Annotated in this window: 26 protein-coding genes; 14 read left to right on the forward strand and 12 right to left on the reverse strand. The window is 72.2% G+C overall.

Annotated features, from left to right (window positions below; translation table 11 throughout):
* Nucleotides 1-13: 13 nt before the first annotated feature.
* Nucleotides 14-463 carry a MarR family winged helix-turn-helix transcriptional regulator gene (locus ACIBPC_RS07315; RefSeq protein ID WP_398841888.1) on the forward strand — a complete coding sequence of 150 codons (450 nt, stop codon included), beginning with the start codon at nt 14-16 and terminating at the stop codon, nt 461-463.
* 4 nt (nt 464-467) lie between these two features.
* Here ACIBPC_RS07315 and ACIBPC_RS07320 read toward each other — a convergent pair whose 3' ends face one another.
* On the reverse strand, nt 468-1,367 hold the full coding sequence (locus tag ACIBPC_RS07320; protein ID WP_398841890.1) for an SDR family oxidoreductase: 900 nt from the start codon (nt 1,365-1,367) through the stop codon (nt 468-470).
* Nucleotides 1,368-1,467: 100 nt separating this feature from the next.
* Here ACIBPC_RS07320 and ACIBPC_RS07325 point away from each other — a divergent pair, with 100 nt between their 5' ends.
* Nucleotides 1,468-2,049 carry a TetR family transcriptional regulator gene (locus ACIBPC_RS07325; protein ID WP_398841891.1) on the forward strand — a complete coding sequence of 194 codons (582 nt, stop codon included), beginning with the start codon at nt 1,468-1,470 and terminating at the stop codon, nt 2,047-2,049.
* A gap of 7 nt (nt 2,050-2,056) precedes the next feature.
* Here the strand turns inward: ACIBPC_RS07325 and ACIBPC_RS07330 are convergent, their stop codons facing one another.
* Together ACIBPC_RS07330 and ACIBPC_RS07335 are read right to left on the reverse strand one after the other, a co-directional pair.
* Nucleotides 2,057-2,734, reverse strand: coding sequence for a hypothetical protein (locus tag ACIBPC_RS07330; RefSeq protein WP_398841893.1), 678 nt, complete (start codon nt 2,732-2,734; stop codon nt 2,057-2,059).
* 87 nt (nt 2,735-2,821) lie between these two features.
* Complete coding sequence (locus ACIBPC_RS07335) at nt 2,822-3,982, reverse strand: serine hydrolase domain-containing protein (protein WP_398841895.1); 1,161 nt, start codon at nt 3,980-3,982, stop codon at nt 2,822-2,824.
* Between the two features lie 273 nt (nt 3,983-4,255).
* Here ACIBPC_RS07335 and ACIBPC_RS07340 point away from each other — a divergent pair, with 273 nt between their 5' ends.
* The 3 genes from ACIBPC_RS07340 to ACIBPC_RS07350 are packed head-to-tail and all read left to right on the forward strand — an operon-like array spanning nt 4,256 to nt 6,130.
* Nucleotides 4,256-4,411, forward strand: a complete 156-nt coding sequence (locus ACIBPC_RS07340; RefSeq protein ID WP_362957420.1) for a hypothetical protein — start codon at nt 4,256-4,258, stop codon at nt 4,409-4,411.
* The gene (locus ACIBPC_RS07345) at nt 4,412-5,506 is read left to right on the forward strand and encodes a methyltransferase domain-containing protein (protein WP_398841896.1); all 1,095 of its coding nucleotides are present in this window, start codon (nt 4,412-4,414) and stop codon (nt 5,504-5,506) included. It begins immediately after the preceding gene.
* Between the two features lie 24 nt (nt 5,507-5,530).
* Nucleotides 5,531-6,130 (forward strand): DUF1707 domain-containing protein, encoded by a 600-nt coding sequence (locus ACIBPC_RS07350; protein ID WP_398841898.1) that lies wholly within the window; start codon nt 5,531-5,533, stop codon nt 6,128-6,130.
* 97 nt (nt 6,131-6,227) lie between these two features.
* Here ACIBPC_RS07350 and ACIBPC_RS07355 read toward each other — a convergent pair whose 3' ends face one another.
* Entirely contained in the window at nt 6,228-6,428 is a 201-nt protein-coding gene (locus tag ACIBPC_RS07355; protein WP_398841900.1) for a DUF397 domain-containing protein, read from the reverse strand.
* On the reverse strand, nt 6,415-7,290 hold the full coding sequence (locus ACIBPC_RS07360) for a helix-turn-helix domain-containing protein (protein ID WP_398842993.1): 876 nt from the start codon (nt 7,288-7,290) through the stop codon (nt 6,415-6,417). Before ACIBPC_RS07360 ends, ACIBPC_RS07355 begins: the two co-directional genes overlap by 14 nt.
* A gap of 248 nt (nt 7,291-7,538) precedes the next feature.
* Between ACIBPC_RS07360 and ACIBPC_RS07365 the strand changes: the two genes are divergently transcribed.
* The 6 genes from ACIBPC_RS07365 (at nt 7,539) to ACIBPC_RS07390 (ending at nt 14,589) form a co-directional block, all read left to right on the forward strand.
* The gene (locus tag ACIBPC_RS07365; protein WP_398841902.1) at nt 7,539-7,712 is read left to right on the forward strand and encodes a hypothetical protein; all 174 of its coding nucleotides are present in this window, start codon (nt 7,539-7,541) and stop codon (nt 7,710-7,712) included.
* A gap of 204 nt (nt 7,713-7,916) precedes the next feature.
* A complete protein-coding gene (locus ACIBPC_RS07370; RefSeq protein WP_398841904.1) occupies nt 7,917-8,312 on the forward strand; it encodes a hypothetical protein in 396 nt (131 codons plus the stop codon).
* A 324-nt stretch (nt 8,313-8,636) separates the two neighbouring features.
* Entirely contained in the window at nt 8,637-13,067 is a 4,431-nt protein-coding gene (locus ACIBPC_RS07375; RefSeq protein WP_398841905.1) for a DUF6531 domain-containing protein, read from the forward strand.
* The gene (locus ACIBPC_RS07380) at nt 13,064-13,435 is read left to right on the forward strand and encodes a hypothetical protein (RefSeq protein ID WP_398841907.1); all 372 of its coding nucleotides are present in this window, start codon (nt 13,064-13,066) and stop codon (nt 13,433-13,435) included. Before ACIBPC_RS07375 ends, ACIBPC_RS07380 begins: the two co-directional genes overlap by 4 nt.
* Before the next feature lie 250 nt (nt 13,436-13,685).
* Entirely contained in the window at nt 13,686-14,132 is a 447-nt protein-coding gene (locus tag ACIBPC_RS07385; protein ID WP_398841909.1) for a hypothetical protein, read from the forward strand.
* 190 nt (nt 14,133-14,322) lie between these two features.
* On the forward strand, nt 14,323-14,589 hold the full coding sequence (locus ACIBPC_RS07390) for a DNA-binding protein (protein WP_362957374.1): 267 nt from the start codon (nt 14,323-14,325) through the stop codon (nt 14,587-14,589).
* Nucleotides 14,590-14,664: 75 nt separating this feature from the next.
* Here ACIBPC_RS07390 and ACIBPC_RS07395 read toward each other — a convergent pair whose 3' ends face one another.
* Genes ACIBPC_RS07395 through clpB form a run of 3 tightly spaced genes read right to left on the reverse strand, consistent with a single transcriptional unit; the run spans nt 14,665 to nt 18,156 of the window.
* Complete coding sequence (locus ACIBPC_RS07395) at nt 14,665-14,955, reverse strand: MTH1187 family thiamine-binding protein (RefSeq protein ID WP_362957371.1); 291 nt, start codon at nt 14,953-14,955, stop codon at nt 14,665-14,667.
* Nucleotides 14,952-15,512, reverse strand: a complete 561-nt coding sequence (locus ACIBPC_RS07400) for a YbjN domain-containing protein (protein ID WP_362957368.1) — start codon at nt 15,510-15,512, stop codon at nt 14,952-14,954. Before ACIBPC_RS07400 ends, ACIBPC_RS07395 begins: the two co-directional genes overlap by 4 nt.
* Before the next feature lie 46 nt (nt 15,513-15,558).
* Nucleotides 15,559-18,156, reverse strand: a complete 2,598-nt coding sequence (gene clpB, locus ACIBPC_RS07405) for an ATP-dependent chaperone ClpB (protein ID WP_398842995.1) — start codon at nt 18,154-18,156, stop codon at nt 15,559-15,561.
* A 159-nt stretch (nt 18,157-18,315) separates the two neighbouring features.
* On the opposite strand from clpB, the gene ACIBPC_RS07410 reads away from it, so the two are divergent.
* Nucleotides 18,316-19,122, forward strand: a complete 807-nt coding sequence (locus ACIBPC_RS07410) for a nucleotidyltransferase domain-containing protein (RefSeq protein ID WP_398841912.1) — start codon at nt 18,316-18,318, stop codon at nt 19,120-19,122.
* Nucleotides 19,123-19,139: 17 nt separating this feature from the next.
* On the opposite strand, the gene ACIBPC_RS07415 is transcribed toward ACIBPC_RS07410, so the two are convergent.
* Nucleotides 19,140-19,874, reverse strand: coding sequence for an SAVMC3_10250 family protein (locus ACIBPC_RS07415; RefSeq protein ID WP_398841914.1), 735 nt, complete (start codon nt 19,872-19,874; stop codon nt 19,140-19,142).
* 79 nt (nt 19,875-19,953) lie between these two features.
* Complete coding sequence (locus tag ACIBPC_RS07420; protein WP_362957360.1) at nt 19,954-20,313, reverse strand: MerR family transcriptional regulator; 360 nt, start codon at nt 20,311-20,313, stop codon at nt 19,954-19,956.
* Between the two features lie 72 nt (nt 20,314-20,385).
* Between ACIBPC_RS07420 and ACIBPC_RS07425 the strand changes: the two genes are divergently transcribed.
* Complete coding sequence (locus ACIBPC_RS07425) at nt 20,386-21,501, forward strand: alkene reductase (RefSeq protein WP_398841916.1); 1,116 nt, start codon at nt 20,386-20,388, stop codon at nt 21,499-21,501.
* On the opposite strand, the gene ACIBPC_RS07430 is transcribed toward ACIBPC_RS07425, so the two are convergent.
* Nucleotides 21,395-21,631, reverse strand: a complete 237-nt coding sequence (locus ACIBPC_RS07430) for a winged helix-turn-helix transcriptional regulator (RefSeq protein ID WP_398842998.1) — start codon at nt 21,629-21,631, stop codon at nt 21,395-21,397. The two genes, ACIBPC_RS07425 and ACIBPC_RS07430, sit on opposite strands and share 107 nt — an antisense overlap.
* Nucleotides 21,632-21,886: 255 nt before the next feature.
* On the opposite strand from ACIBPC_RS07430, the gene ACIBPC_RS07435 reads away from it, so the two are divergent.
* Nucleotides 21,887-22,189: a hypothetical protein gene (locus ACIBPC_RS07435; RefSeq protein ID WP_398841918.1), complete on the forward strand. Its 303-nt coding sequence runs from the start codon at nt 21,887-21,889 to the stop codon at nt 22,187-22,189.
* Between the two features lies 1 nt (nt 22,190).
* On the opposite strand, the gene ACIBPC_RS07440 is transcribed toward ACIBPC_RS07435, so the two are convergent.
* Nucleotides 22,191-23,000 (reverse strand): trypsin-like serine peptidase, encoded by an 810-nt coding sequence (locus ACIBPC_RS07440; RefSeq protein ID WP_398841920.1) that lies wholly within the window; start codon nt 22,998-23,000, stop codon nt 22,191-22,193.
* Between the last annotated feature and the right edge of the window lie 131 nt (nt 23,001-23,131).

Genomic DNA, 23,131 nt, shown 5'->3' on the forward strand with positions numbered 1-23,131 from the left:
CAAGGAGCCGGCCATGCCCCCGCCCACCGACCCGTCGGCGGACTACCGCCGCTATGTCGCGTCGATCGTTCTCTTCCACATGGCGGCCGCCGACGCGGTGGGCGTCGGCGCCACCGACTACCAGGCGTGGAACGTCCTCGCCCTCGACGGCCCCCTCACCAGCGGCGAACTGGCCCAGCGCCTCGGCCTGTCCACCGGCGCCACCACCCGGCTCGTGGACCGGCTGACGGCCTCGGGCGCCGCCCGCCGCGTTCCCGACCCGGCGGACCGGCGCCGGGTCCTGGTCGAGAGCACGGGCGCCGTGCCCGACCGCCTCGCGGAGATCCTGGCGACGGTCAGGGAGCCCATCGGCCGCGCGCTCGGCGGCCTCGACGCGGCCCAGCGCGAGGGCGCCGCCGCCTACTTCAGGGCGGCGGCCGACACGTACCGCGCCGCCGCCGGGTCCCTGCGCCGGGACACGTGACGGCTCAGCCCGCCGCGTACGCGCCCGCGTCGATGTCCTCGACCAGCGTCGGCCCGGTGGGCGTCCAGTCGAGCAGCTCCCGGGTGGCGGCACTGCTCGCCGACAGGTCCTGGCCGAAGAACGCGCCGATCCACCCGAAGTGGCCCTCCACGTCGTCGGGCGCGATCGACGCCACGGGCAGGTCGAACGCGCGGCCGATGGCCTCGGCGATCGCGCGGGTCGTGACGCCCTCCTCGGCCACGGCGTGCAGGCGGCTGCCCGCCGGGGCCTTCTCCAGGCCGAGCGCGACCATGCGGGCGGCGTCGTCGCGGTGGACGGCGGCCCAGCGGTTGGCCCCGTCGCCGGGGTAGCCGGAGACGCCCTTCTCGCGGGCGACGGCGGCGATGGAGGCGATGAATCCGTGGTCGCCCGTGCCGTGGACGGTGGGCGAGAAGCGCAGGCTCACGGTGTGCACGCCGCGGTCGACGTACTCCAGAGCGAGGTTCTCGCTGCCGCCGCGCGGCGAGTCAGGGCCGTGCGCCGGGGACGCGTCGGCCTCGGTGGCCGGGCGCCCGCCCCGGCCGAGCCCGGCGACGCCGGAGGCGAGGAGGAACGGGCGGCCGCTCCCGGCCAGTGCGTCCGCGATGGTCTGCACGGCGGCGCGCTCGGCGGCGTTCGACGCGGCGGGGTCGGACCAGTCGTGCTTGTTGGCGAGGTGGATGACGGCCTCGGCGGTCTCCGCACCGGCGCGGATGCCGTCGAGGTCGTCGAGATCGCCGCGGCGGACCGCGGCACCGGCCCGCTCCAGCGCGGCGGCGGACGCGTCGGACCTGGCCAGGCCGGTGACCTCGTGACCGGCGGCGAGCAGCTCGCCGACGACGGGGGAGCCGATCCAGCCGGAGGCGCCTGTGACGAAGACATGCATCGGGGTGACTCCTTCGCGTGGTGATGTCGGTGACTGACGTCAGTCACCGACATCACCGTACCTCTCCACGTCAGTCACTGCCATCACTACACTCGGCGGTATGGCGCGCTGGGAACCGGGAACCGCGGAGCGGCTGCAAGAGGCCGCGCTCGAACTGTTCGCCACGCGCGGATTCGAGCAGACCACCGTCACGGACATCGCCGGGGCCGTCGGCCTGACCGAGCGCACGTTCTTCCGCCACTTCAGCGACAAGCGCGAGGCGCTCTTCCACGGGCAGCGGCTGCTCGCCGACGCGTTCCTCTCCGGCGTGGCGGCGGCGCCGGACGGCGCGGCACCGGTCGAGGCCGTCGCCCGCGCGCTGCGCTCGGCCGCCGCGTTCTTCCCGGAGGAACGCCGCCCCCACGCGCGTACGCGGCAGTCCGTGATCGATCAGAACCCGGCGCTGCGGGAACGCGAACTGCTCAAACTCGCCAACCTCGCCGCCACACTCGCCGACGCCCTGCGCGCACGCGGCATCGGCGACCTCACGGCATCCCTGGCGGCGCAGTCGGGCATCACGGTCTTCGGCCTGGCCTTCACCCAGTGGATCGCCGAGGACGAACGCCGCCCCTTCACGGAGATCGCCGAATCCGTACTCCACGAACTCCGCACCCTGACCGCCACCCCGGCGCCACCGGAGTAGGCCCGGCTCAGCCCAGCGGGTCCCCCGGCTCCGGCCAGGCCTCCGGGGGCGGGCCGAAGGCGCGGCGGCCGGCCCGTACGGTCGCGGTGGCGATGGCCGCGTTGGCGCTCCCGCCGATCACCGCGCCGATGCCGAACGGCGCCGCGCGGCCGAGGACGACGGCCGCCTGCCGCGTCCCGTACCGCGCGATGAAACGCTTGGCCAGCGCCTTGTTGATCCGGCGCAGCGCCTGCGCGGGCAGGCGGCCGACGACCTGGCGTCCCCAGTCCCGCCCGGTGCGCCCCGCCGCCTTGGCGACGGTGGCGGAGCCGGTCTCGCCGAGCATGATGCCCATCACGATCGTCCGGCGGCGTTCGAGTTCGTCGACGGGGACGCCGTGGATCTCGGCGAGGGACAGCACGAAGAGGCTGCTCACCCCGAGGGTCGTGAGGGACTCGCCCGCCGACAGCGACAGGGCGACGCCGGTGCCGATGCCGGGCACGGCCGCCGTCCCGCCGACCGCGGCGCCCGCCCCGGTGAGGGCGCGGACGTACGTGCGCTCCAGGTCGCGGATCACCTCGGCCGGTGTCGCGTCGGGGTTCCGCCGGCGGGCGCGGGCTATGTTGCCGCGCGCCAGGGGGGCCTGGACGCCGATCGCCTTGTCCAGGAGGTCGAGAACGCGCTGTCCGGGGGCTTCCGTTGCCACGCCTCGCGCTCCTTCCGGGGTCGCCGTGTCTACCGACAAGTGTCCACCGGAGTCGTCACCACACCTGTCATCGCGCGGGAACCGCCCTCACCCGTCGCCCGAGGTGCCGCAGAGCGCCTGGTCCACGAGGGCGCTCATCGCCTCCTGGGTGGCCTCGCCGCCGTCGCTGGTGACGTAGACGACGGCGCTGCGGCTGCCGTCCGGGGTGGCTCCGGCCCAGGTGCGGTAGCCGAGCAGTTCGCCGGGGTGGCCGTAGTAACTGCCGCCGCAGGACAGCGGGATCTCGCCGATGCCGAGGCCGTAGCGCGCGCCGAGTCCGGGCGCGTCCACGGTGTCCGTCATGGCGGCGAGCTGCGCGGGGGCGAGCAGGTCGCCGCTGAACAGCGCGGTGTAGAAGCGGTTCAGATCGTGCGCGGTGCTGATGAGCGCCCCGGCGCCGACGGCCATGCTCGCGTTGAGCACCGTGACATCCGTATCGGTGCCGGTGTCCATACCGAAGCCGGTGTAACTCCGGGCGTGCGGGCCGAGGATGAACGGGAACGTGCCGGGTGTGCTCGTGTCGCGCAGGCCCAGCGGGCGGATGATGCGGTCGCCCACTTCGCGTTCCCAGCTGTGGCCGGTGACCTTCTCGACGATCATCGCGGCGAGGGTGTAGTTGGTGTTGGAGTACGACCAGTCCTCGCCGGGGGTGAAGTCGTCGGGCGGCGGGTACCGCATCGCCAGCCCCACCACCTCCTCCGGCGTGTAGCTGCGGAACCGCTCGGCCCGGTACCCGTCCGCGCCGGTGAGCGCAGGGATGTCCGGCACGACCTCGTGGATGCCGCTGGTGTGCTGGAGGAGATCGCGCACGGTGACGGCGCGGCCGTCGTTGCCGTTGCCCTGGACGACCCCGGGCAGCCACCGTTCGACGGTGTCGTCCAGCGACAGCCGCCCCTCGCCGACGAGTTGGAGCACGACGGTGGCGGTGAACGTCTTGGTGGCGCTGCCGATCCTGAACCGGCCGTCGCGCGGCATCGGCAGCCCGGTGCCCGCCACGGACGTCCCGGCGCGGGCGCTGTCGCGCGTGCCGGGCCCCCACACCTCGGCGGACACCCCGACCACCCCGGTGGCGTGGACCGCGTCCACCTGGTCCTGGAGCGGATCGGCCTGTCGCGGACTCGCCGCCGCCGTCAGCCCGGTGGACGCGGCGACGACGAGAGCAGCGAGCCCGACCAGGGCGGCCTTGCCCCGCCTTCTGGATATGCGCATGACGAACCTCTCTCCGTACGAACGGCCCGCCCGTAGAAGAGAGCCAGGCGGCCGACAGCCATCCCACCAGCGGCACCACACCCACTCCATCGGGCTTCGCCCTGACACATCCCCCGCATCACCACGAGGCCGACCTCGGGGTTCACCCCGACAGGAGGCCCGGAGACACCCCCACCCGCCGGGCGAGCGCGGGCCGTGCTCCCTGCGCCCCTCCCGTGCGCCTGCGCACTACACGTACATTGTGGGCGAATACGACGAAGGAGGGGGTTTCGTATGGCGGGCAAACACGCCGGGGGTGGCGAGGGTTCGGAGGACGACCGTCTGCCGGGACAGCCGTGGAGTCCGGACGCCGAGCCGACCAGCGACGGCAGCACACCGGCCGGCGGGGGCAGTCGCCGAGAGGCCGAACAGGACGAGGACGGCGCGTAGATGCCGCTTCCGTTCCCCGTGCCGCCGGGCTGGGAGCGGGCGTTCGCCGAACTGCCGCGCTCCCGCTTCCTGCCGGACGTGTTCTGGCCGCACGACCTGGCGGCGGACACCTTCACGGTGGCCGATCGCGCGGCGGACCCGCGGGCCTGGCGGCGCGCGGCGGAGGCGGACGTGCCGGTCGTCACCCAGTGGGACGACGGCCGGCACACCGGCCCTGGCCCCGGGCGCGACGCGACCAGCTCCGCGTCCCGCCCGTCGCTGGTGGCGGCGATGCTGGAAGCCCTCGAAGTGACGCCCGGCATCCGGGTGTTGGAGATCGGCACGGGAACGGGCTGGAACGCCGCCCTGCTCGCCCACCGCCTGGGCGAGCGGAACGTCACGACGGTCGAGATCGATCCGCGGGTGGCCGCCGACGCCGCGAAGGCACTCGCCCGCGCCGGACTCCACCCGGACCTCGTCGTCGGCGACGGCGCGGAAGGCGCCCCCGACGCCGCCCCGTTCGACCGGATCATCGCCACGGCCGGGCTGAGCCGCGTACCCCCCGCCTGGACACGCCAGGTCAGGCCCGGCGGGCTGATCCTCACCCCCTGGGGCACGCCGTACAGCAGGTGGGAGGGGCTGGCGCGCCTGACGGTGGGACCGGACGGCGGCGCGAGCGGGCCGTTCGTGGACCTGGTGGCGTTCATGAAGCTGCGGGCCCAGCGCCGCGCCGTCCCGCGCTATCCGGAGGGCCTGCCGTTCACGGACAGCACGGGCGGCGTGTGGCCGCCGCACGAGCTGTGGCACCCGTTCCGCTTCCTCGCCGGACTGCGCCTGCCGGACGTGACCCACGCGGTCCAGGCCCACGACGACGGGCACACGCAGTGGCTCTACAGCCTCACCGACGCCAGTTGGACGGCCGCCGTCCGCCGCAGCGTCGGCCCGGTGGAGATCCGCCAGGCAGGCACCCGCCGCCTGTGGGACGAACTGCTCGACGCGTACGCCTGGTGGACCAGCGCAGGCGAACCGCCTCTCACCCACTTCGGCCTGACCATCACCCCGGACGGAACCCACACCCCCTGGCTCCACACCCCGGCCACCCCGGTCCGCCCCTGAGCGGTGGCTGCTTATCCTTGCGGCATGACCGTCGAGCCCCCGGAACCCTCTCCGCGTCCCGATTCCCCCGCACCGCTCCGTGCCTCGCACGACGACCGGGAAGCGGTGGTGGAGCAGCTGCGCGACGCGGCGGCCGAGGGGCGCATCGACCTCGAAGAGCTGGGCGAACGCGTGGAGAAGGCGCTCCAGTCCAGGACGCTCGCCGAACTCGCCGTCCTGACCGCCGACCTGCCGCAGCCGGAGTCCCCGGGGAGCCGCCCGCCGCTGGTCCTGAAGGGCGGCATGTCCGGGGCGTCACGCGGCCCCGCGCGCTGGGAGGTCCCCGGGCACGTGATCGCCCACGGCGGCCTGGGCGGCGTGAAGCTCGACTTCACGCGGAGCGAGTGCCGCCTCAAGGAAGTCACGGTGGAGGCGTACGGGGAGACGTCCGGCGTCACGATCGTCATCCCCGACGGCTGGGCCGTGGAGACCGGCGGCACGGACCCGGGCTTCGGCGGCTTCAAGGACGAGACCACGCCCGACCGGCTCCCCGGAACCCCCCTGATCCGCCTCACCGGCTCCGGCGGCATGGGCGGCGTCACCATCCGCCACCCCAACCGCCGCGAACGCCGCAAGCTGGCCTGACCACACGCCGGGATCTCCCCCACCGATCGGCGGTCATAAAGGGGGAAACCGAACAGCGCCCCCGGGTGCAGGTCCGGGGGCGCCTTGCTCAGCGCAATCAGCCTTCGAAGGTCCCCCGGCTCACCGAGCCGACGAACGCCGCCCAACTGCTGGGGCGCATCCACAGCTCAGGGCCGCGTCCGGTGTCCTTCGTGTCACGTACGCCCACGGCCTCACCACCGTTAGCCACCTCGACGCACTGTACGTCACCGTTGCTGTAGGTGGACTTCCGCCACCGCGCGCCGTCATTGCTGCTCATAGTTCCTCGCCAACTCACCAATCAGGGACCGAGATTCCTGATCGTCCAATGCCGCATCCCAAATGCCCCGAAACACGGCGTCATACTGCTCGATTTCGTACGTCTTGTCCAGATACAACCCACCCGTGAAGCCTTCGACATAGACCGTCGGTGGCTCGGGCATCCGTCCTTCAGGAAACCGAAGAACGGTGAATGTGCCCGTGAGGGTGCCTGGGTGACTTACCCGGAAAGGTACAACACGGAGTTCGAGGTTCGCATTCGCCGAGACATACGCCAGGTGTGCGAGCTGCCCGGCCATCAGGCGAGGCGTACCGACGAGCTGACGTAGTACGGACTCGCCCAGAACCACCCGCAACTTGGGAGCCGCCACCGGGCGCCTCAAGATGGCCTGCCGATCCATACGTAGCTGTACCCGCCGGTCTACCTCCGCCTCAGACATGCAGGGCCTGTGGCTACGGATGATCTCGGCGGTGTAGTCCGAGGTTTGAAGAAGTCCCGGAACTAGGCGGTCTTCATACCAGGACAGTTCGGTCGCCGCTTCCTCCAATCCAACGTAGAGGTCGAAGCCTTCCGGCCTTGAGTCACCATACGTGTGCCACCAGCCGCGTGCCTTTGTCTCGCGGGCGAGGCCCTGAAGGGCCTCGGTCATGTCCTGCGATGCGCCATAGATCTCGCACATCGCCCGAACGTCCAGGGTCCGCATCGCCACCTGGCCGGTTTCGATGCGCCAGACCTTCTGCTCCGACCACTCCAGCTCCCGGGCCGCCGCCCGCACCGTGATGCTGGCCTGCATCCGCAGGTCCCGCAGATACCGTCCCAACTGCCTGCGCGGAACGGTCGATCCCGTCATGTGTTCCGCGATCAAACGATCACCCCTCCATCGGCCATGGAATACCCGGCGCCCTACAAACGAAAGCCCCGAAAACACCGATCTGCAACGGCGGTCAACTAATTGGGGTCAACAGGGGTGGAATTGCAGTCCGGACTGTTGCACCGCCTTTAGCTGCGCCGTCAGGGTGATCGTACGTCGCCGAGCGTGCCTTTCTCATCACGCTTGGTCCGGTCGCAAATCCTTCCCGGAGGCAGCTCCGGGACATTGTGGAGTAAGCCATGAGCACGCCATCCCCCGAAGAAACACCCCCCGACAGCCCTGACAGGACGCAGTCGCCGAGCGAGGCGCCCGACGAGACGCAGCCGTCGACCGAATCGGCCGAACTCACCGCGCGCTGGATTGAGTTGAACGAAGCCATCACGGCGCACTTGAGAATGCTGAAGGGGATGTGACGCCCCCATGGACCGCCTTCTCCGAGCCCTGCGACAGCTCTTCCTGCCATGCGGCCGTCACCGCGCCACCAGCACTCTGCGTCCATCTTCACCGCCTCGCCGCACAGTGTTCGTAATCGCCACATCTCCCCCCGATTTCGCTACTGCCCGAACGCACGCACGCCTCCCGAATCTCTCTCGGATCGCCGGTCAGGAGGGCAGGGCATGAGCCTGCTTCCCCGTTGCATGTACTGCGGGGCCGTCGATGGGGCGCTCGTCGCCGTGGCCGCCGTTGCCGCCGGGTCGGGGGCGGGATGGACGTACCACGCCTGCGAGCCCTGCCGTGTCGCCGCGCGGATCGTGCCGCTCGGGGCCCAGCCGTGGACCAGCTGGGGCGAGGCGCACTACTGGCCGCGCCTCGTCCCCGACGTGCTCGTCGCGCGGATCGCCGAGCTGGGCACGGCGGAGCTGCGGGCGGTCAGCGACCGGCTGTTCCCCGCGCTGGCGCGTGCCGCCGACGACCGGGTGGCGGCGGCGGAGCGCGAGGCCGCGCGCGCCGAGGCGGATGCCGCCGTGGCGGACCTGTGGGCGCTGGTCCGGCGGGGCGACGTCGGGCCGTAATGGATCGGGCTGCCGTAACTCTCCCAGGCAGCAGTGCCGTTGACTCAGCGACGGCAGGACCGACGTGCAAGGAGTGCCATGTTCCTCTCCCGCCTGCTCGCGACCGTGGGCTGCGCCCTGGTCATCGGGGCGCCGCTCTTCGCCATGGCGAGCTGCGCCGTGGCCCGGTGACCCCCACCGGCCCGCGTCCCACCCGGGGACGCGGGCCGTACTCACACCGTCGCACTGGGTTCACACAAGTCCCGGCAGGAAAGAACTGCGCCGTGTCCGGCGGCGTCCTTCTCCTGAGAACGCGCGCTTCCCTCCAACCCGGCAGGAGAGAACATGGCCCGCCCCGCCGACTGGTCGCCCGTGGACATGGATTCCGATCCGACACCGGGTGATCCAGAGGAAGTCCGACAACTCGCGGACGAGTTACAGACGTTCTCCGACGATGTCGCCGAGGCGCTGGGCAAGGTCCGGGGGCTCGCCTCCGACCGCGCGGTGCGGGACTGGGCTGGCCTGTCGGCGGAGGCGTTCCGTAGCGAGTTCGACGGCGTGCCGGGCAACTTGGAGAAGCTGCGGGACTCCTACGACCTGTGCGCCCAGGCATTGCAGACGTACTGGCCGAAGCTCCAGAACGCGCAAGGCCAGGCGGACCGCGCGCTGGACCGCGCCATCGCCGCCCACGCCGATCTCGCCGCCGCACAGGGCTCATTGGGCAGCGCACAGGACTGGGTGGGCCGCGCCGGGGACGAGGCCGAGCGCCTCCAGCGCGAAGGCGAACGGGCGGGCGCCCCGCCACCGGACGAGAACGAGGTCCGCGCCGCCACCCGCGACCGCCAAGCGGCCGACGAGGCCCACGACGCAGCCCAGGCCCGTGTGGACACCGCCCAGCAATCCCTCGACGCGGCTCGCGAACTCGCCCGCCAGGCCAAGGAAACGCGGGAGGAGGCTGCCCGCCAGGCCGCACGCGACATCGGCGAAGCGTCCGACGCCGGTATCCAGAACCGTAAATGGTGGCAGAAGGCCGTCCACTGGGTCACGGAAAACTGGGACGCGATAGTCGACGTATGCAAGGTGATCGTCGCCGTCCTCGGCGTCGTCGTGATGATCATCGGCGGCCCCCTGGCCTGGGTCGTCCTCGCCGCAGCCCTCGTCGTCCTCACCGACACCCTCATCAAATACGCACGCGGCGAAGCCGGACTCCTCGACGTCGCCTTCGCCGCACTCGACTGCATCCCCGGCATGAAAGGCCTCACCACCCTCGGCGGCCTCGCCCGCGGCATGCGCGGACTCGCGTCCACCGGGCTCCGTGGCATCCGCCAGGGCGCGCTGCGCCTCGGACGCCGCACGCGCGCCGAGGGCGTCCCGATGAACGGCCGCAACGCCTGCGGCGACCCCGTGGACGTCGCCACCGGCGAACTGCTGATGTCCGCCACCGACATCGAACTCCCCGGCGTGCTCCCCCTGGTCATCGAGCGGCACCACATCTCCACCTACCGCCACGGCCGCCGCTTCGGCACCTCCTGGGCCTCCACACTCGACCAGCGCCTCCTCCTCGACGCACACGGCGCACGCCTCCTCACCGCCGACGGGATGACCCTGCTCTACCCCCGCCCCCTCCCCGGCGAGCCCGTCCTCCCCGTCGAAGGCCCCCGCTGGACCCTCGCCTGGGACGGTCAACCCCAAGCGCCCCTGACTGTCCACCAGCGCGAGACCGGCCACACCCTCCACTTCGCCCCGATCCCCGGCCGCCCCGGCACCGAACTGCCCCTCATCGCGATCACCGACCGCAACGACAACCGCATCCACCTCGCCTACGACGACTCCGGCGACCCCACCGACATCCACCACTCCGGCGGCTACCACATCGGCGTCACGACCAGCCAAGGCCATGTCACAGAACTCCGCCTGCTCAACCACCCCGAGCAGCCGACCCTCGTGCGCTACGGCCACAACGGCGCCGGAGACCTCACCGAGATCGTCAACTCGTCGGGCCTGCCCCTGAAGTTCGCCTACGACGACGACCACCGCATGACCCGCTGGGAAGACCGCAACGGCTACTGGTACTCCTACGAGTACGACACCGAGGGCCGCTGCGTCTTCACCACCGGCACCGACCGCGCACTCGAATACCGCTACACCTACGCCCCGGACGACAACCGCACCACCGTCACCGACTCACTCGGCCACGACACCACCTACCAGTTCAACGAGAGCTACCAACTCACCGCACAGACCGACCCCCTGGGCAACACCACCACCCACACCTGGGACCGCTACGACCACACCCTCACCACCACCGACCCCCTCGGCAACACCACGCGCCACGAGTACGACGACCACGGCAACGAGGTCCTGATCGTCCAGCCGGACGGTTCGAGAACGATGGCGGAGTACGACGGAGCCGGACGGACGGTGGCCCTTCGCGAGGGGGACGGGGCGCTTTGGCGGCAGATGTACGACGCCGCCGGCAATCGCACGGCGCTGATCGATCCCGCAGGCAACCGCACCCATTTCAGTTGTGACGACCACGGAGCGGTCACAGAGATCACCGACGCGCTCGGAAGGGTCCAGCGATTCACCTGCGACGCGGCCGGTCTTCCACTCACCGTCACCGGGCCGGCCGGCGAGCACACCACGGCCGTCCGGGACGGCTTCGGCAGGATCACCGAACTCACCGACGCGCTGGAAGCAACCACGAGCTGGACGTACTCGACGGAAGGCCACCCGCTCACCGAAACGGGCCCTACCGGGGTCGCGCTCCGGTGGGAGTGGGACGCCGAAGGCAATTGCCTGAGCTATGGGGAGGACGGCGCGCCCCGCACGCACTACACGTACGGCGTCTTCGACCAACTCATCGGGCAGACGATGCCGGACGGGGTGCATCACACATTCATTCGTGACAGCGAGCTGAGACTTGTCGCAGTGGCTCTGCCGAACGGGCGAAGCTGGCAGTACGCGTACGACGCCGCCAGCCGCCTTGTCCAGGAGACGGACTACGACGGCCGGCGGGTGACCTACCGCTTCGACGCCGCGGGAAGGCTGGCCGAACGCGCCAACGAACTCGGGCAGAGCGTCACGTACACGCGCGATGCGGCCGGACATGTCGTCGCCAAGCGGAGCGCGGAAGCGGCGACCACCTTCCGCCGCGACCCGCTCGGACGTCTTCTCGCGGCCGAAGGGGCGGGGATCAGCATCCGGATCGAGCGTGACGCGCTGGGACGCCCCCTTGCGGAGACGGTTGGTGGCCGCGTGCTGTCCCACACCTACGACGCACTGGGGCGTGTCCTCACAAGAACCACTCCCGTCGGCCGTGTCAGCCTGCGGGAGTACGACGAAGCGGGCGCACTGGCCAGCCTGGTGACGGCGGGACGCACCCTCCACTTCGAACGCGACATCCTGGGCCGCGAGACCGGACGTCGGCTCGGCACAGCTTTCCAGCTCTCCCGGAGCTGGGACATGAGCGGCAGGCTGGTCGGACAATCCCTGCACCACGCCGGTGGCGCCCGGAGCACATGGGACTACACCTACCGTGCCGACCACTCCCTCACCGCCACAGCGCATTCACGGGAAGGTGCCACGTCCTTCGATCTCGACGTCATGGGGCGGGCTCGCGCCGTCGTCACACCGGACGGTGTGCGCGAGCGCTATACGTATGACTTTCTCGGCAATCAGACCGCTGCCTCATGGCCTGGCGACGACAGCCGCATGGGCTCCCGCCGGTACAGCGGCTCCCGCATCACCAACGCCGGACGTACCGCCTACGAACACGACGCGGCCGGGCGCGTCGTCACACGGCGGACCGTCCGGCTCTCGAAGAAACCGGAGGTGTGGCGCTACAGCTGGGACGCCGAGGACCGCCTTGTCGAGACCATGACCCCGGACGGTACGCGCTGGCGGTATCGGTACGACCCGTTGGGCCGCCGGACGGCCAAGCTGCGGTACGAGGGCGCGGAACTGGTCGAGGAGACGACCTTCACCTGGTCGGGACACACCTTGGTGGAGCAGAGTTCCCTCACGGGGGCCGGCCCTCACGCGATCACCTGGGATCACGAGGGGCTTCATCCGCTCACGCAGGTCGAAGGACCCACCCAGCAGGATGTGGACACCCGCTTCTTCGCGATGGTCACGGACATCGTCGGCACTCCCACGGAACTCTTCGACGAGTACGGGCAATCGGCCTGGCAGGGGCAGTCCGCCCTCTGGGGTGTCCGCCCCCGTCCAGAGGCGGGGGTCGCGACCCCTCTGCGATTCCCCGGCCAGTACGCCGACGACGAGACAGGCTGGCACTACAACGTCCATCGTCACTACGACCCAGGCACCGCGCAGTACACATCCCCCGATCCCCTCGGCCTGCTGCCGGGACCGAATCACTACGGCTACGTGCCCAATCCTCGGACGTGGTCCGATCCGTTGGGCCTGGCGGCCCACCCCGCACGGCCGACCTTCGTGGCGGACCAGCACGGCACGGTCATCGCGACCGACCGGGCGAGATTCGAGCAGGGCCTGCGGGACGCGGTAAGCTCCGGCGAACCGGGCTTCGGTACTTTCCCGACCCGTTCTGCCGGTCAGGGATATACACTGCCCGGCGGGGAGACTGTCCGCATCATGGAGCCTTCGGGCAGCGCGCCGCTGCGCGCCAGTTTCGAGAGCGCCAACGGGCAGCCGATCAGTCCGTTCACCGGGCGCCAGCCGCAAGCCCCCCGAGGGATGCGGGGAGCGCAGGCCCGTCAGCACATCCGTGAGCGCACCCATGTGGAGCTGTCATGACCGATGTCTTCGAGGAGATCTCCGCCTGTCTGCCACTGATGGTGGACAGCGCCGGGCAGGAGCAGGAGATCCTCCACGTGTCCGGGCCCGGGTGGCGGCTGCGTGTGTCCGGGGCCTGGCGTCTGGTCCAGGGGGCGCGCATCCTAACGTCGCGGGACGCGGAGGTCTCCGACCGAACGGCGGGCGGCGTCACATCGCTCGCCGGGGCACGGGTGACAGGCGTCAGGCCCCAAGGTGCCTTCAACGGCCTGGACATCGCCCTCGTCCTGGAGGACGGCCGGGTCCTGGAGACGTTCAGCGACTTCCTCTACGACACCTGGCTCCTCACCCTTGGCGAACTGGCCGTGGAAGGACCTCTCCAGCGGTAGCGCAACCTCCGAGTGCGGCCGCTTTCCCAGGAGGAAATGGACCTGCCGCTCGGCTGCTGGAAGGGGATACGCATGGTGAGTGGCCCTGACCCGCTGGAATGTGCTGCGTGCGGCATACCCGGACATCGATGCCACGGGGCCCACGCAATGGCTCTCGGATCCATTACCCGCGCAACAGACGTGCGGGCGGCGTGGTACGCAGCACAGGACTGTCAGGAGCCCCGAGCATGCAAGGCCCAGGAGGCCGCAGATGACCACCATCGTCTCGCTGTGGAGGGAAGGGACCGTCCCCATCAAGGATGGGCTGTACCTCGCCACCGGAGTCTCGTACGCGGCCCGGCTGGCGCCCGAGACGCCGACGGGGGTCGAGATCCTCGAACCCTTCGACCTGCGGGCCCACCTCAGCGCCGACCCCGAATGGGTGACCGAGATCGACACCACCCGCCGGCTCGCCCTGGAGTCCGAGGGACGCGTCCTGTGCTGCGGCGACGGCGGCTATGGTTCCGAGGGCTTTCTCGCGTGCACACGCGAGGCCGGAGACCTGGAATGGGTGATGTACTTCGAGAACTCGAACCCGTTCATGGACATCGCCTGGGACGCCGCCCGGGAACAGGCCACGTTCACCTCGACCTCGGGCGTGCGGATAACGGTCAACGCTCTGGCCCCGTGGTGGAGGACGGCAGTCTCCGACTCCTGAGCAGGCCGCTGCCCGGGCGCGGGAGACGGGTGTCACGCCCCAAGGCACCTGCAGCGACCTGGGCATCGTTCTCGTCCTGGAGGACGGCCGGGTCCCGGAGGTGTTCGGCGGCTTCCTCTGGGACACCCGGCTCCTCGCCCTCGGCGAGCTGGCCGGCGGTAGCGCGCGCGGATAGCGGATGATCGCCTGCGTGGGAGATCTGCGCGAGGAAATCGAGTGCAGGCTGCGGCGGTTGCTCGCCGAACCCCGTACGGCGGGTGAGGCGGCGGACTGGGCCGTGGCCGTCATGGAGAGTGACGCGCCCGAGCTGGAGGACGCGGTGGTCTGGGACGCCCTCGACCGGCTCGGCGGAGCCGACCTGAGGACCGGGGCCGGGGCTGCCCTGCACGGTGCGGCGGATTTCAGGGCGTGGCTCGCCGCGTTCCAGGGCGCGAACGACCGGCCCGGCGGCGTGTGAGCGCCCCCGCCGATCCGGCGACGGCCCGCGCCCCCGGTGGGGGTGCGGGCCGGGTGGGTGGGGGTGGGGGTCAGCTCAGGAGAGGAGGGATTCCACGCGGGTGACCTTGCTCGTCAGGCCGTCCGTGACGCCCTGGCGGATGTCGGCCTTCAGGACCAGGCTCACCCGGCCCGCGCGTGCCTCCACGGCCTGCACGGCGCGCTTCACCACGTCCATCACCTCGTCCCACTCGCCTTCGAGCGACGTGAACATGGCGTCGGTGCGGTTCGGCAGGCCCGAGGCGCGGACGACGCGGACCGCCTCCGCGACCGCCTCGCCCACGTCCTCGCCCGTGCCGATCGGGGTGACCGAGAACGCGACGATCACGGCGCGTCCCCTTCCGCGGCGGGGCCGTCGCCGCCGTCCGACTCGATGTCCTTCTCCAGGCCGAGCCGCTCCACGAGCCACTTGTCGAACTCGATCCCGGCCCGCACCCAGCTCGCCACGCTGGCGATGAAGTGGTCGAAGCCGACACCTGCGCCGATCAGCATCGGGATCTCGCCGATCAGCCGGACGGTGCCGTCGTCGTTGGTGTGCGTGGAGACCTTGGGCCACAGCGTGGTGTGGTTCCACTCGTCCACGGTCTCCAGCAGCAGCGGCTTGTCGTCGATGCTGTGCCTGCGGTCGTAGAAGGTGCGGACGGACAGGATCCGCTGCGCCTTCTCGCCCCGGAACATGAAGTACGTCCTGAAGTCCTTCCAGGGCGCGACGACGTCGCCCTGCTTGTCCACGACGTACTTCAGCTTCATGCGTTCGAGGAGCTGCTTGACCAGCTCGGCGTTCGGCATGATCGGGGCGGTCGGCTTGCGCGCCGCGGGCTGGTCACCCGGCTTCCGTTCCGGTTGGCCACCGAAATTCGGGATCGCGGACGGATCGACAGACACGGATGATGTCCCTTCGTACGGCGGCGGGGGCGTTTTCCATACTCCCTCACGCCTCCCCGTCCGCCGCAAGCAGGACCAGGCCGCCGTCCGGGCCCGCGTCCACCCGTACGGTGTCGCCGTCGCGCGCCTCACCGGCCAGGATCATGCGGGCCAGCGGGTCGCCGATGGCGGTCTGCACGAGGCGGCGCAGCGGCCGGGCGCCGTACGCGGGGTCGAGGCCCTCGTCGGCGAGCCAGCGCAGGGCCGGTTCGGTGACGTCGAGGGTGAGGCGGCGGTCGGTGAGGCGGCGCTGGAGGGCGTCCACCTGGAGGCGGGCGATGCGGCTCAGCTCGTCGCCGGTCAGCGCGTCGAAGATCACCAGCTCGTCCAGCCGGTTCAGGAACTCGGGGCGGAACGCCGCGCGCACCGCCGCCAGGACCTCCTCGCGCCGCTGGTCGGGCTTGGCCAGCGGGTCGATCAGGTGCTGCGACCCGAGGTTGGAGGTGAGGATCAGCAGCGTGTTGCGGAAGTCCACCGTCCGGCCCTGGCCGTCCGTGAGCCGCCCGTCGTCCAGGACCTGGAGGAGGACGTCGAAGACCTCGTGGTGCGCCTTCTCTACCTCGTCCAGCAGGACGACGGAGTACGGGCGCCGCCGCACGGCCTCCGTGAGCTGGCCGCCCTCCTCGTACCCCACGTAGCCGGGGGGCGCGCCGACGAGCCGGGCGACGGAGTGCTTCTCGCCGTACTCGCTCATGTCGATGCGGACGATGGCCCGCTCGTCGTCGAAGAGGAAGTCGGCGAGCGCCTTGGCCAGCTCGGTCTTGCCGACGCCGGTCGGGCCGAGGAAGAGGAACGAGCCGGTGGGCCGGTCGGGGTCGGCGACCCCGGCGCGGCTGCGGCGCACCGCGTCCGACACGGCGCGTACGGCCTCGGGCTGGCCGATCAGGCGGCGGCCGAGCTCGTCCTCCATGCGCAGCAGCTTCTCGGTCTCGCCCGCGAGGAGCCGTCCGGCGGGGATGCCGGTCCAGGACGAGACGACGTCGGCGATGTCGTCGGAGGCGACCTCCTCCTTGACCATGGTGGCGGTCGCGGCCTCCGCCTCGGCCTCGGAGGCGGCGGCCAGCTCGCGTTCCAGGGCGGGGATCTCGCCGTAGAGCAGCTTGGAGGCGGCCTCGAAGTCGCCGTCGCGCTGGGCGCGCTCGGCCAGGCCGCGCGTCTCGTCGAGGCGCTCCTTCAGCTCGCCGACGCGGTTGAGGCCCTCCTTCTCCTTCTCCCAGCGGGCGGTGAGGCCGCGCAGGTCCTCCTCGCGGTCGGCCAGCTCGCGGCGCAGCCGCTCCAGGCGCTCGCGGGAGGACGCGTCGGACTCGCTGGCGAGCGCCAGCTCCTCCATGCGCAGCCGGTCGACGGCGCGCTGCAGCTCGTCGATCTCGACGGGCGAGGAGTCGATCTCCATGCGCAGGCGGGACGCGGCCTCGTCGACGAGGTCGATGGCCTTGTCGGGCAGGAAGCGGGAGGTGATGTAGCGGTCGGAGAGGGTCGCGGCGGCGACGAGCGCGGAGTCGGCGATCTGCACCTTGTGGTGCGCCTCGTAGCGCCCCTTCAGGCCGCGGAGGATGGCGATGCTGTCCTCGACGGTCGGCTCGGCGACCAGGACCTGCTGGAAGCGGCGCTCCAGCGCGGCGTCCTTCTCGATGCGCTCGCGGTACTCGTCGAGCGTCGTCGCGCCGACGAGCCGCAGCTCGCCGCGCGCCAGCATGGGCTTGAGCATGTTGCCCGCGTCCATGGCGGAGTCGCCGCCCGCCCCGGCGCCGACGACGGTGTGCAGCTCGTCGATGAACGTGATGACGTGCCCGTCGCTGTCCTTGATCTCGGCCAGGACGGACTTCAGCCGCTCCTCGAACTCGCCCCGGTACTTCGCGCCCGCCAGCATCGCGCCGAGGTCGAGCGAGACGAGGCGCTTGTTCTTCAGCGACTCGGGCACGTCGCCCTTCACGATGCGCTGCGCCAGGCCCTCCACGACGGCGGTCTTGCCGACGCCGGGCTCGCCGATCAGGACGGGGTTGTTCTTGGTGCGGCGGGAGAGGACCTGGACGACGCGGCGGATCTCGTGGTCGCGGCCGATGACCGGGTCGAGCTTGCCCTCGCGGGCGGCCTGCGTGAAGTCGGTGCCGAACTTCTCCAGCGCCTTGTACGTGCCCTCCGGGTCGGGGCTCGTCACGCGCTGCCCGCCGCGCCCGGCCTGGAACGCGTCGAGCAGCTTCTTCCCCGTCGCGCCCTGCCCCTTCATCAGCTCGGCGACCTGCCCGCCCTTGGCCGACAGGCCCATCAGCAGGTGCTCGGTGGAGATGTACGCGTCGCCCAGCTCCTGCGCGCGCTGGGCGGCGTCGGACAGGACGGCGAGCAGCTCGCGGTTCGGCTGCGGCTTGGCGACGGAGGCGCCCTGCACGCTGGGCAGGGCGCCGAGGAGCCGTTCGGCGCCGGAGCGCAGCGCCGCCTGGTCGGCCTCGACGCCGGCCAGGAGGTCCTGGATGTTCTCGTTGTCCCGGCCGGAGAGCAGGGCGAGCAGCAGATGGGCCGGGGTGATGTCGGGGTGGCCGTCGGTGAGCGCGCGGTCGTTGGCCGCGCTGATCGCGTCCCGGCTCCTGTTGGTCAGCTCGGCGTTCACGGGGCGGTACTCCTCCATGCAGAAGATCCGTAGGCGTTGGGTCTGCCAGATCCAACGTGCGATAAGTTGAGTCTATTCCACTCAACAAGCTGGCGGCCACCTTCCCGGCCGACGGAAAACCGGTGGGCGGCCGGGCGGAGCCGGGGGCAGGGTGGGGGGATGGACGGGTCGGGGCTGCGGGCGGACGGGACGATCGCGCGGGAGGGCTCGGCGGAGCGGGTGCCCGCCGCGTTCGCGCCGGTCGTGGCGGCGGCGCGCGAACGGCTGGCCGCGGCGTTCGGCGGGCGCCTGCACAGTGCGTACCTCTACGGGAGCGTCCCGCGCGGCACCGCCGTCCCCGGCGTGTCCGACCTCGACCTGCTGGCCGCCCTGCGCGAGCACCCCTCCGACGCCGACCACGCCGCGGCCCGCGCCGTGGAGGCGGCGCTCGACCGCGCGTTCCCGCAGGTGGACGGCGTGGGCATCGTGACGGTCGGCGCGGCCGTCGTGCTGAGCGAGCGGGAACGGCACGACCTCGGCTTCTTCGTCGCCTGCCTGTGCACGCCGCTCCTCGGCCCCGACCTGGCGCGCGACCTGCCCGCCTACCGCCCGACCACCCTGCTCGCCCGCGAGACGAACGGCGACCTCGCGCTCGCCCTCCCCCGCTGGCGCGCCCGCGCCGCCGAGGCCGTGACGGACGACGAGCGGCGGCGCCTGTGCCGGGGCGGGGCGCGGCGGCTCGTACGGACGGGGTTCACGCTCGTGATGCCCCGCTGGGGCGGCTGGACGAGCGACCTGGCGCTGTCCGCCGACCTCTTCGCCGCCCGCCACCCGGCCCGCGCCGCCCAGATGCGGCAGGCCGCCGCGCTGGCCCGTACGCCGTCGGCCGACCCGGCGGTCCTGCGCGCGTTCACCGAGGACCTCGGGCCCTGGCTGGCCGCCGAGTACACCGCGACCCACGGCGTGAAGGCACCGCGCGAGCCGTAAACCGGTAGGGGTACGGGTCAGCTGTCGGCGTACTCCACGATCAGCGGACTCGCCACCAGGCAGCCCGCCTCGGCGTCGGTCCCGGGCAGCAGCGCGCTGACGCGGGCGTATCCGGTCACCATGGCGGCGGTGCTCACCTCGGCACTCCCGGCGTCCAGGGCCGCGAGCAGGTCACGGACACCGCCGCGCGGCAGGGGCACGGCCGGCTCGGGCCGCTCCTCCCCGTCCGCTCCCGGCCCGTCGTCCACGTGGGCCAGCGCGCCGACGACGCGACCGGCGTTCGTCACGAACACCGTGCCCGCACTGCCGCCGCCATCGGCGAGGCCGGTCTGCTCCGGGCCGTCCACCTGGACCGGCGGACGGCCGAGCAGGTGCCGGGCGGAACCGTGCAGCAGCAGCCGACGGGGAGCCCCCGCCCCACGGGGGTGCGCGGGGTCCGGGGCGGGGTCCACGAAGAGGACCAAATCCCGGTGTTCGCCCCGGAGCGTCATCCAGGTGAGGGGCGCCTTGAACCTGACCCAGCGCCCGGCGGCGAGACCTGGCTCGGTGTACCAGAGCGCGCGCCGCGCCAGCGTCTTCTCCACCCGCCGCAGGTGGCGGCGCAGTTCCCGGGCGCCATCCGGCGGGGGCCTCTCCACCGAGATCTCGGCGAAGGGCAGGCCCGCCTGCACGGTGACGGCGGGGAGCGCGCGGCGCGGTTTCGGCAGGAACGCGTTCAGCTTGCCCTCGGACAAGTAGACGACCTCACGCACCGACGCCCCCCGGCTGCTCCGTTCGCGTGCACCGCTGTGCCACGGCCATCCTGCCACCCCCCTGTGACAACGGCCCGGTTCAGGCGCCCGCGGCCGTCGCGATCACGTCGTCCAGCACGTCGCGGGAGCGGAGCAGGTCGCCGATCATGCGGTCGATGCGGGCGCGTTCCACCGTGAGGTCGGCGACGAGCCGCGGGTCCGCGCGCTCGGACGGGCCGCCGTCCGTGTCGCGCATGCAGGGCAGCAGCTGGGCGATCTTCGCGCTGCACAGCCCGGCCGCGAACAGCTCCTGGATGCGGATGACGCGATCCACGGCCCGTTCGGGATACTCGCGGTGGCCGCCGGGCGTGCGCTCGGCCGCCAGCAGGCCCTGCTTCTCGTAGTACCGCAGCGACCGCTCGCTCACGCCCGTGCGCCTGGCCAGCTCACCGATGCGCATCCCGCGTCCACCCCGTTCCGTTCCGTCCGGCGACTTGATTCTGACATCAGTGTCAGAATCTACGCTTCCGCCATGACGCACACCAGCCTCTTCGAGCCCACCGCCCTCGGCCCCCTCGCCCTCCCCAACCGGCTGGTCATGGCCCCCATGACCCGCAACCGCGCCGCCGCCGACGGCACCCCGACCGACCTGATGGCCGAGTACTACGCCCAGCGCGCCACCGCCGGTCTGATCATCGCCGAAGCGGCCACGCCCAACGCGGCCGGCCGCACGTACCCGGACACCGCAGCGATCCACACCGACGCGCACGCCGCGGGCTGGCGGCGGGTGACGGACGCCGTGGGCGCGGCGGGCGGGCGGATGTTCCTCCAGATCCAGCACGGCGGACGCGTCGGCCACCCCGACAACAGCGGCGGCCTCACCCCGCTCGCGCCCTCGCCCGTACCGCTGCCCGAGACGATCCACACGCCCACCGGGCGGCAGGCGCCCGTCGTCCCGCGCGAGATGACGCACGACGACATCCGCGCCACCGTCGCCGACTTCGCCACCGCCGCGCGCCGCGCCGTGGACGCGGGCTTCGCCGGGGTCGAGGTGCACAGCGCGAACGGCTACCTCCTCCACCAGTTCCTCGCGGGCAACACCAACCACCGCACCGACGCGTACGGCGGCGGCATCGCGGGCCGTATCCGCCTCACCGTGGAGGTGGCCGGGGCCGTCGCCGCCGCGATCGGCCCGGAGCGCACCGGCCTGCGCATCTCCCCGGCGGTGACGGCCAACGGCATCGCCGAGGACGACACCGACGCGCTCTACCCCGCGCTCGTGGACGCGCTGGCGGGCAGCGGCCTGGCGTACCTGCACGTCGTCCACGCCGACCCGGACCGGCCCGTCTTCCGCGCCATCAGGGCGGGCTGGCGGGGCACGCTGATCGCCAACCCCGTGCTCCCCCTCGACCGCCTCCCCGCCGACGGCGGCCGGGCCGCGGGGGAACGGCTCCTCGCCGCCGGGGCCGACCTGATCGCGCTCGGCCGCCCGTTCCTCGCCAACCCCGACCTGGTCGAACGGCTGCGCACCGGCGCGCCCGTCAACCAGGTGCGGGACGCGTACCTGATGTACGTCGGCGGCCCGACCGGCTACACCGACTACCCGGCGCTGCCCGCCCCCGCCGGGGAGCGGCTGTCGTACGCGTGACGCGCGGCGGCCAACGGATGCTGTCGATCAGCGGGATGTCGGCGTACTCGACGCGGGGCGGCGCGTCGGGGTGGACGGTGCGGGTGACGAGGCCGTTGCACTCCAGGTCGCGCAGGCTGAGCGTCGGCATCCGGCGGCTGACGCCCTCGACGGGCCCGTTCCAGCTCGGTGAGGCGGTGCGGGCGCGCCACTTGTCGCCGATGAGGGCGAGCACCTCGCGCAGCTACCCCGGTGTTCCGTCGGGACAAGGGTGAGGGCCCGGTGCCGGCCCCGCACCCCGGCATGTTCCAGACCGGCGCGCACTGGGACGCCACCGGGTACGCGGCGCGTCGGGCACGTCACCGCCGTCCTCGGCGCTGACCGGGCGGCCGTGTGGGGCTACTCGATGGGCGCGCTGACCGCCCTCGGCCTGACCCTGCACGCGCCCGAGCGGTGCACGGCCGTCGTCGCGGGCGCCTGGGACCCGGCGGACGGCTTCGCCTCCGCGCTGGCGGCCACGCTGCGGCAGCTCGGACTGCCCGCCGACACCGACGCGTTCGCGCTGCTGCGCCAGGGCGCGTACGCCGATCCCGCGGACCTGCGCGCCGACTACGCGGCGTTCTTCTCCGTGCCGGACGCCGGCCACCGCGCGGCGTGGGAGCGGTCCGGGGACGTGCTTCCGTTCCTCGCCGCGCGTGTCCCGGGGTAGGTCAGGGGGCGGCGCCCGCCGTCGCGAGGAGGTCGGCGGCCTCGGCGGGGAAGGGGCGGCCGACGACCTGGCCCTCGCCGCTGCCGACCGACATGACGGCGACCAGCGCGCCGCTGCCGCTCTCCGCGTCCCAGTCCTGGAGCCAGGGGCCGCCGCTCGACCCGGCGGTGAGGTCGCAGCCGTCGAGCATCAGCCCGCCGACGTTCGCCTCGTCCGCCTCGGCGGCGTCCAGCACGTCCGTGGGGCCCGCGCACCAGTGCAGGGACTCGCCGTCGTACGGGGCGACGGCCGGGTAGCCGAGGACGGCGACGTCGCGGTCCTCGGGGACGGGCTCGAAGACGGGCCGGTTCGCGCCGTGGGCGGCCTGCACGGTGACGCCGTCCTTCTCGGCGAGCGTGAGGAAGGCGTAGTCGTGGTGGAGGATCTCCGTCGTGTCGCGGGAGATGTCCCAGCCCTCGGGGGTGTGGAAGCCGGTGACGCGCCAGCCGTCCTGCTGGTACGTGTCCCTGCCGTGGTCGTAGCCGGGCACGAACCAGACCTCGGCGGGCGGTTCGGGGTTCTCGCGCGTGCGGACGCAGTGGGCGGCGGTCGCGACGACGCTGCCGTTGGGGGCGTCCACGACCGACCCTGAGCACATGCCGAGCTGCCCTCCCCCCGCGTCCCAGACGAGCTTGCCGACCGTCCCCACCGGGCCGTCCTCCCAGGGCGCGGCCTCAGCGAGCGCGGGCGGCGCGGTCAGCCCGAGGGCGGCCGTGGCGGCTATCAGCGGGAGCGCACGCTTCAGCGCGGCACCCTGGCGCAGGCGGTTCATAGGGACACCCTGTGATCACCGTGCGTCCGTGTCCAGCGACGGTCCGCTGAACGAATGACGGGGCGACGCGCGTTGACGGCGGGTCAACGGGGTGACGCGGGTAAAGATCAGGCAAAGGCACGGCGTGTCCC

Origin of the sequence: Streptomyces sp. NPDC049879 (assembly GCF_044461265.1) — a bacterium.
Classification (GTDB): Bacteria; Actinomycetota; Actinomycetes; order Streptomycetales; family Streptomycetaceae; genus Streptomyces.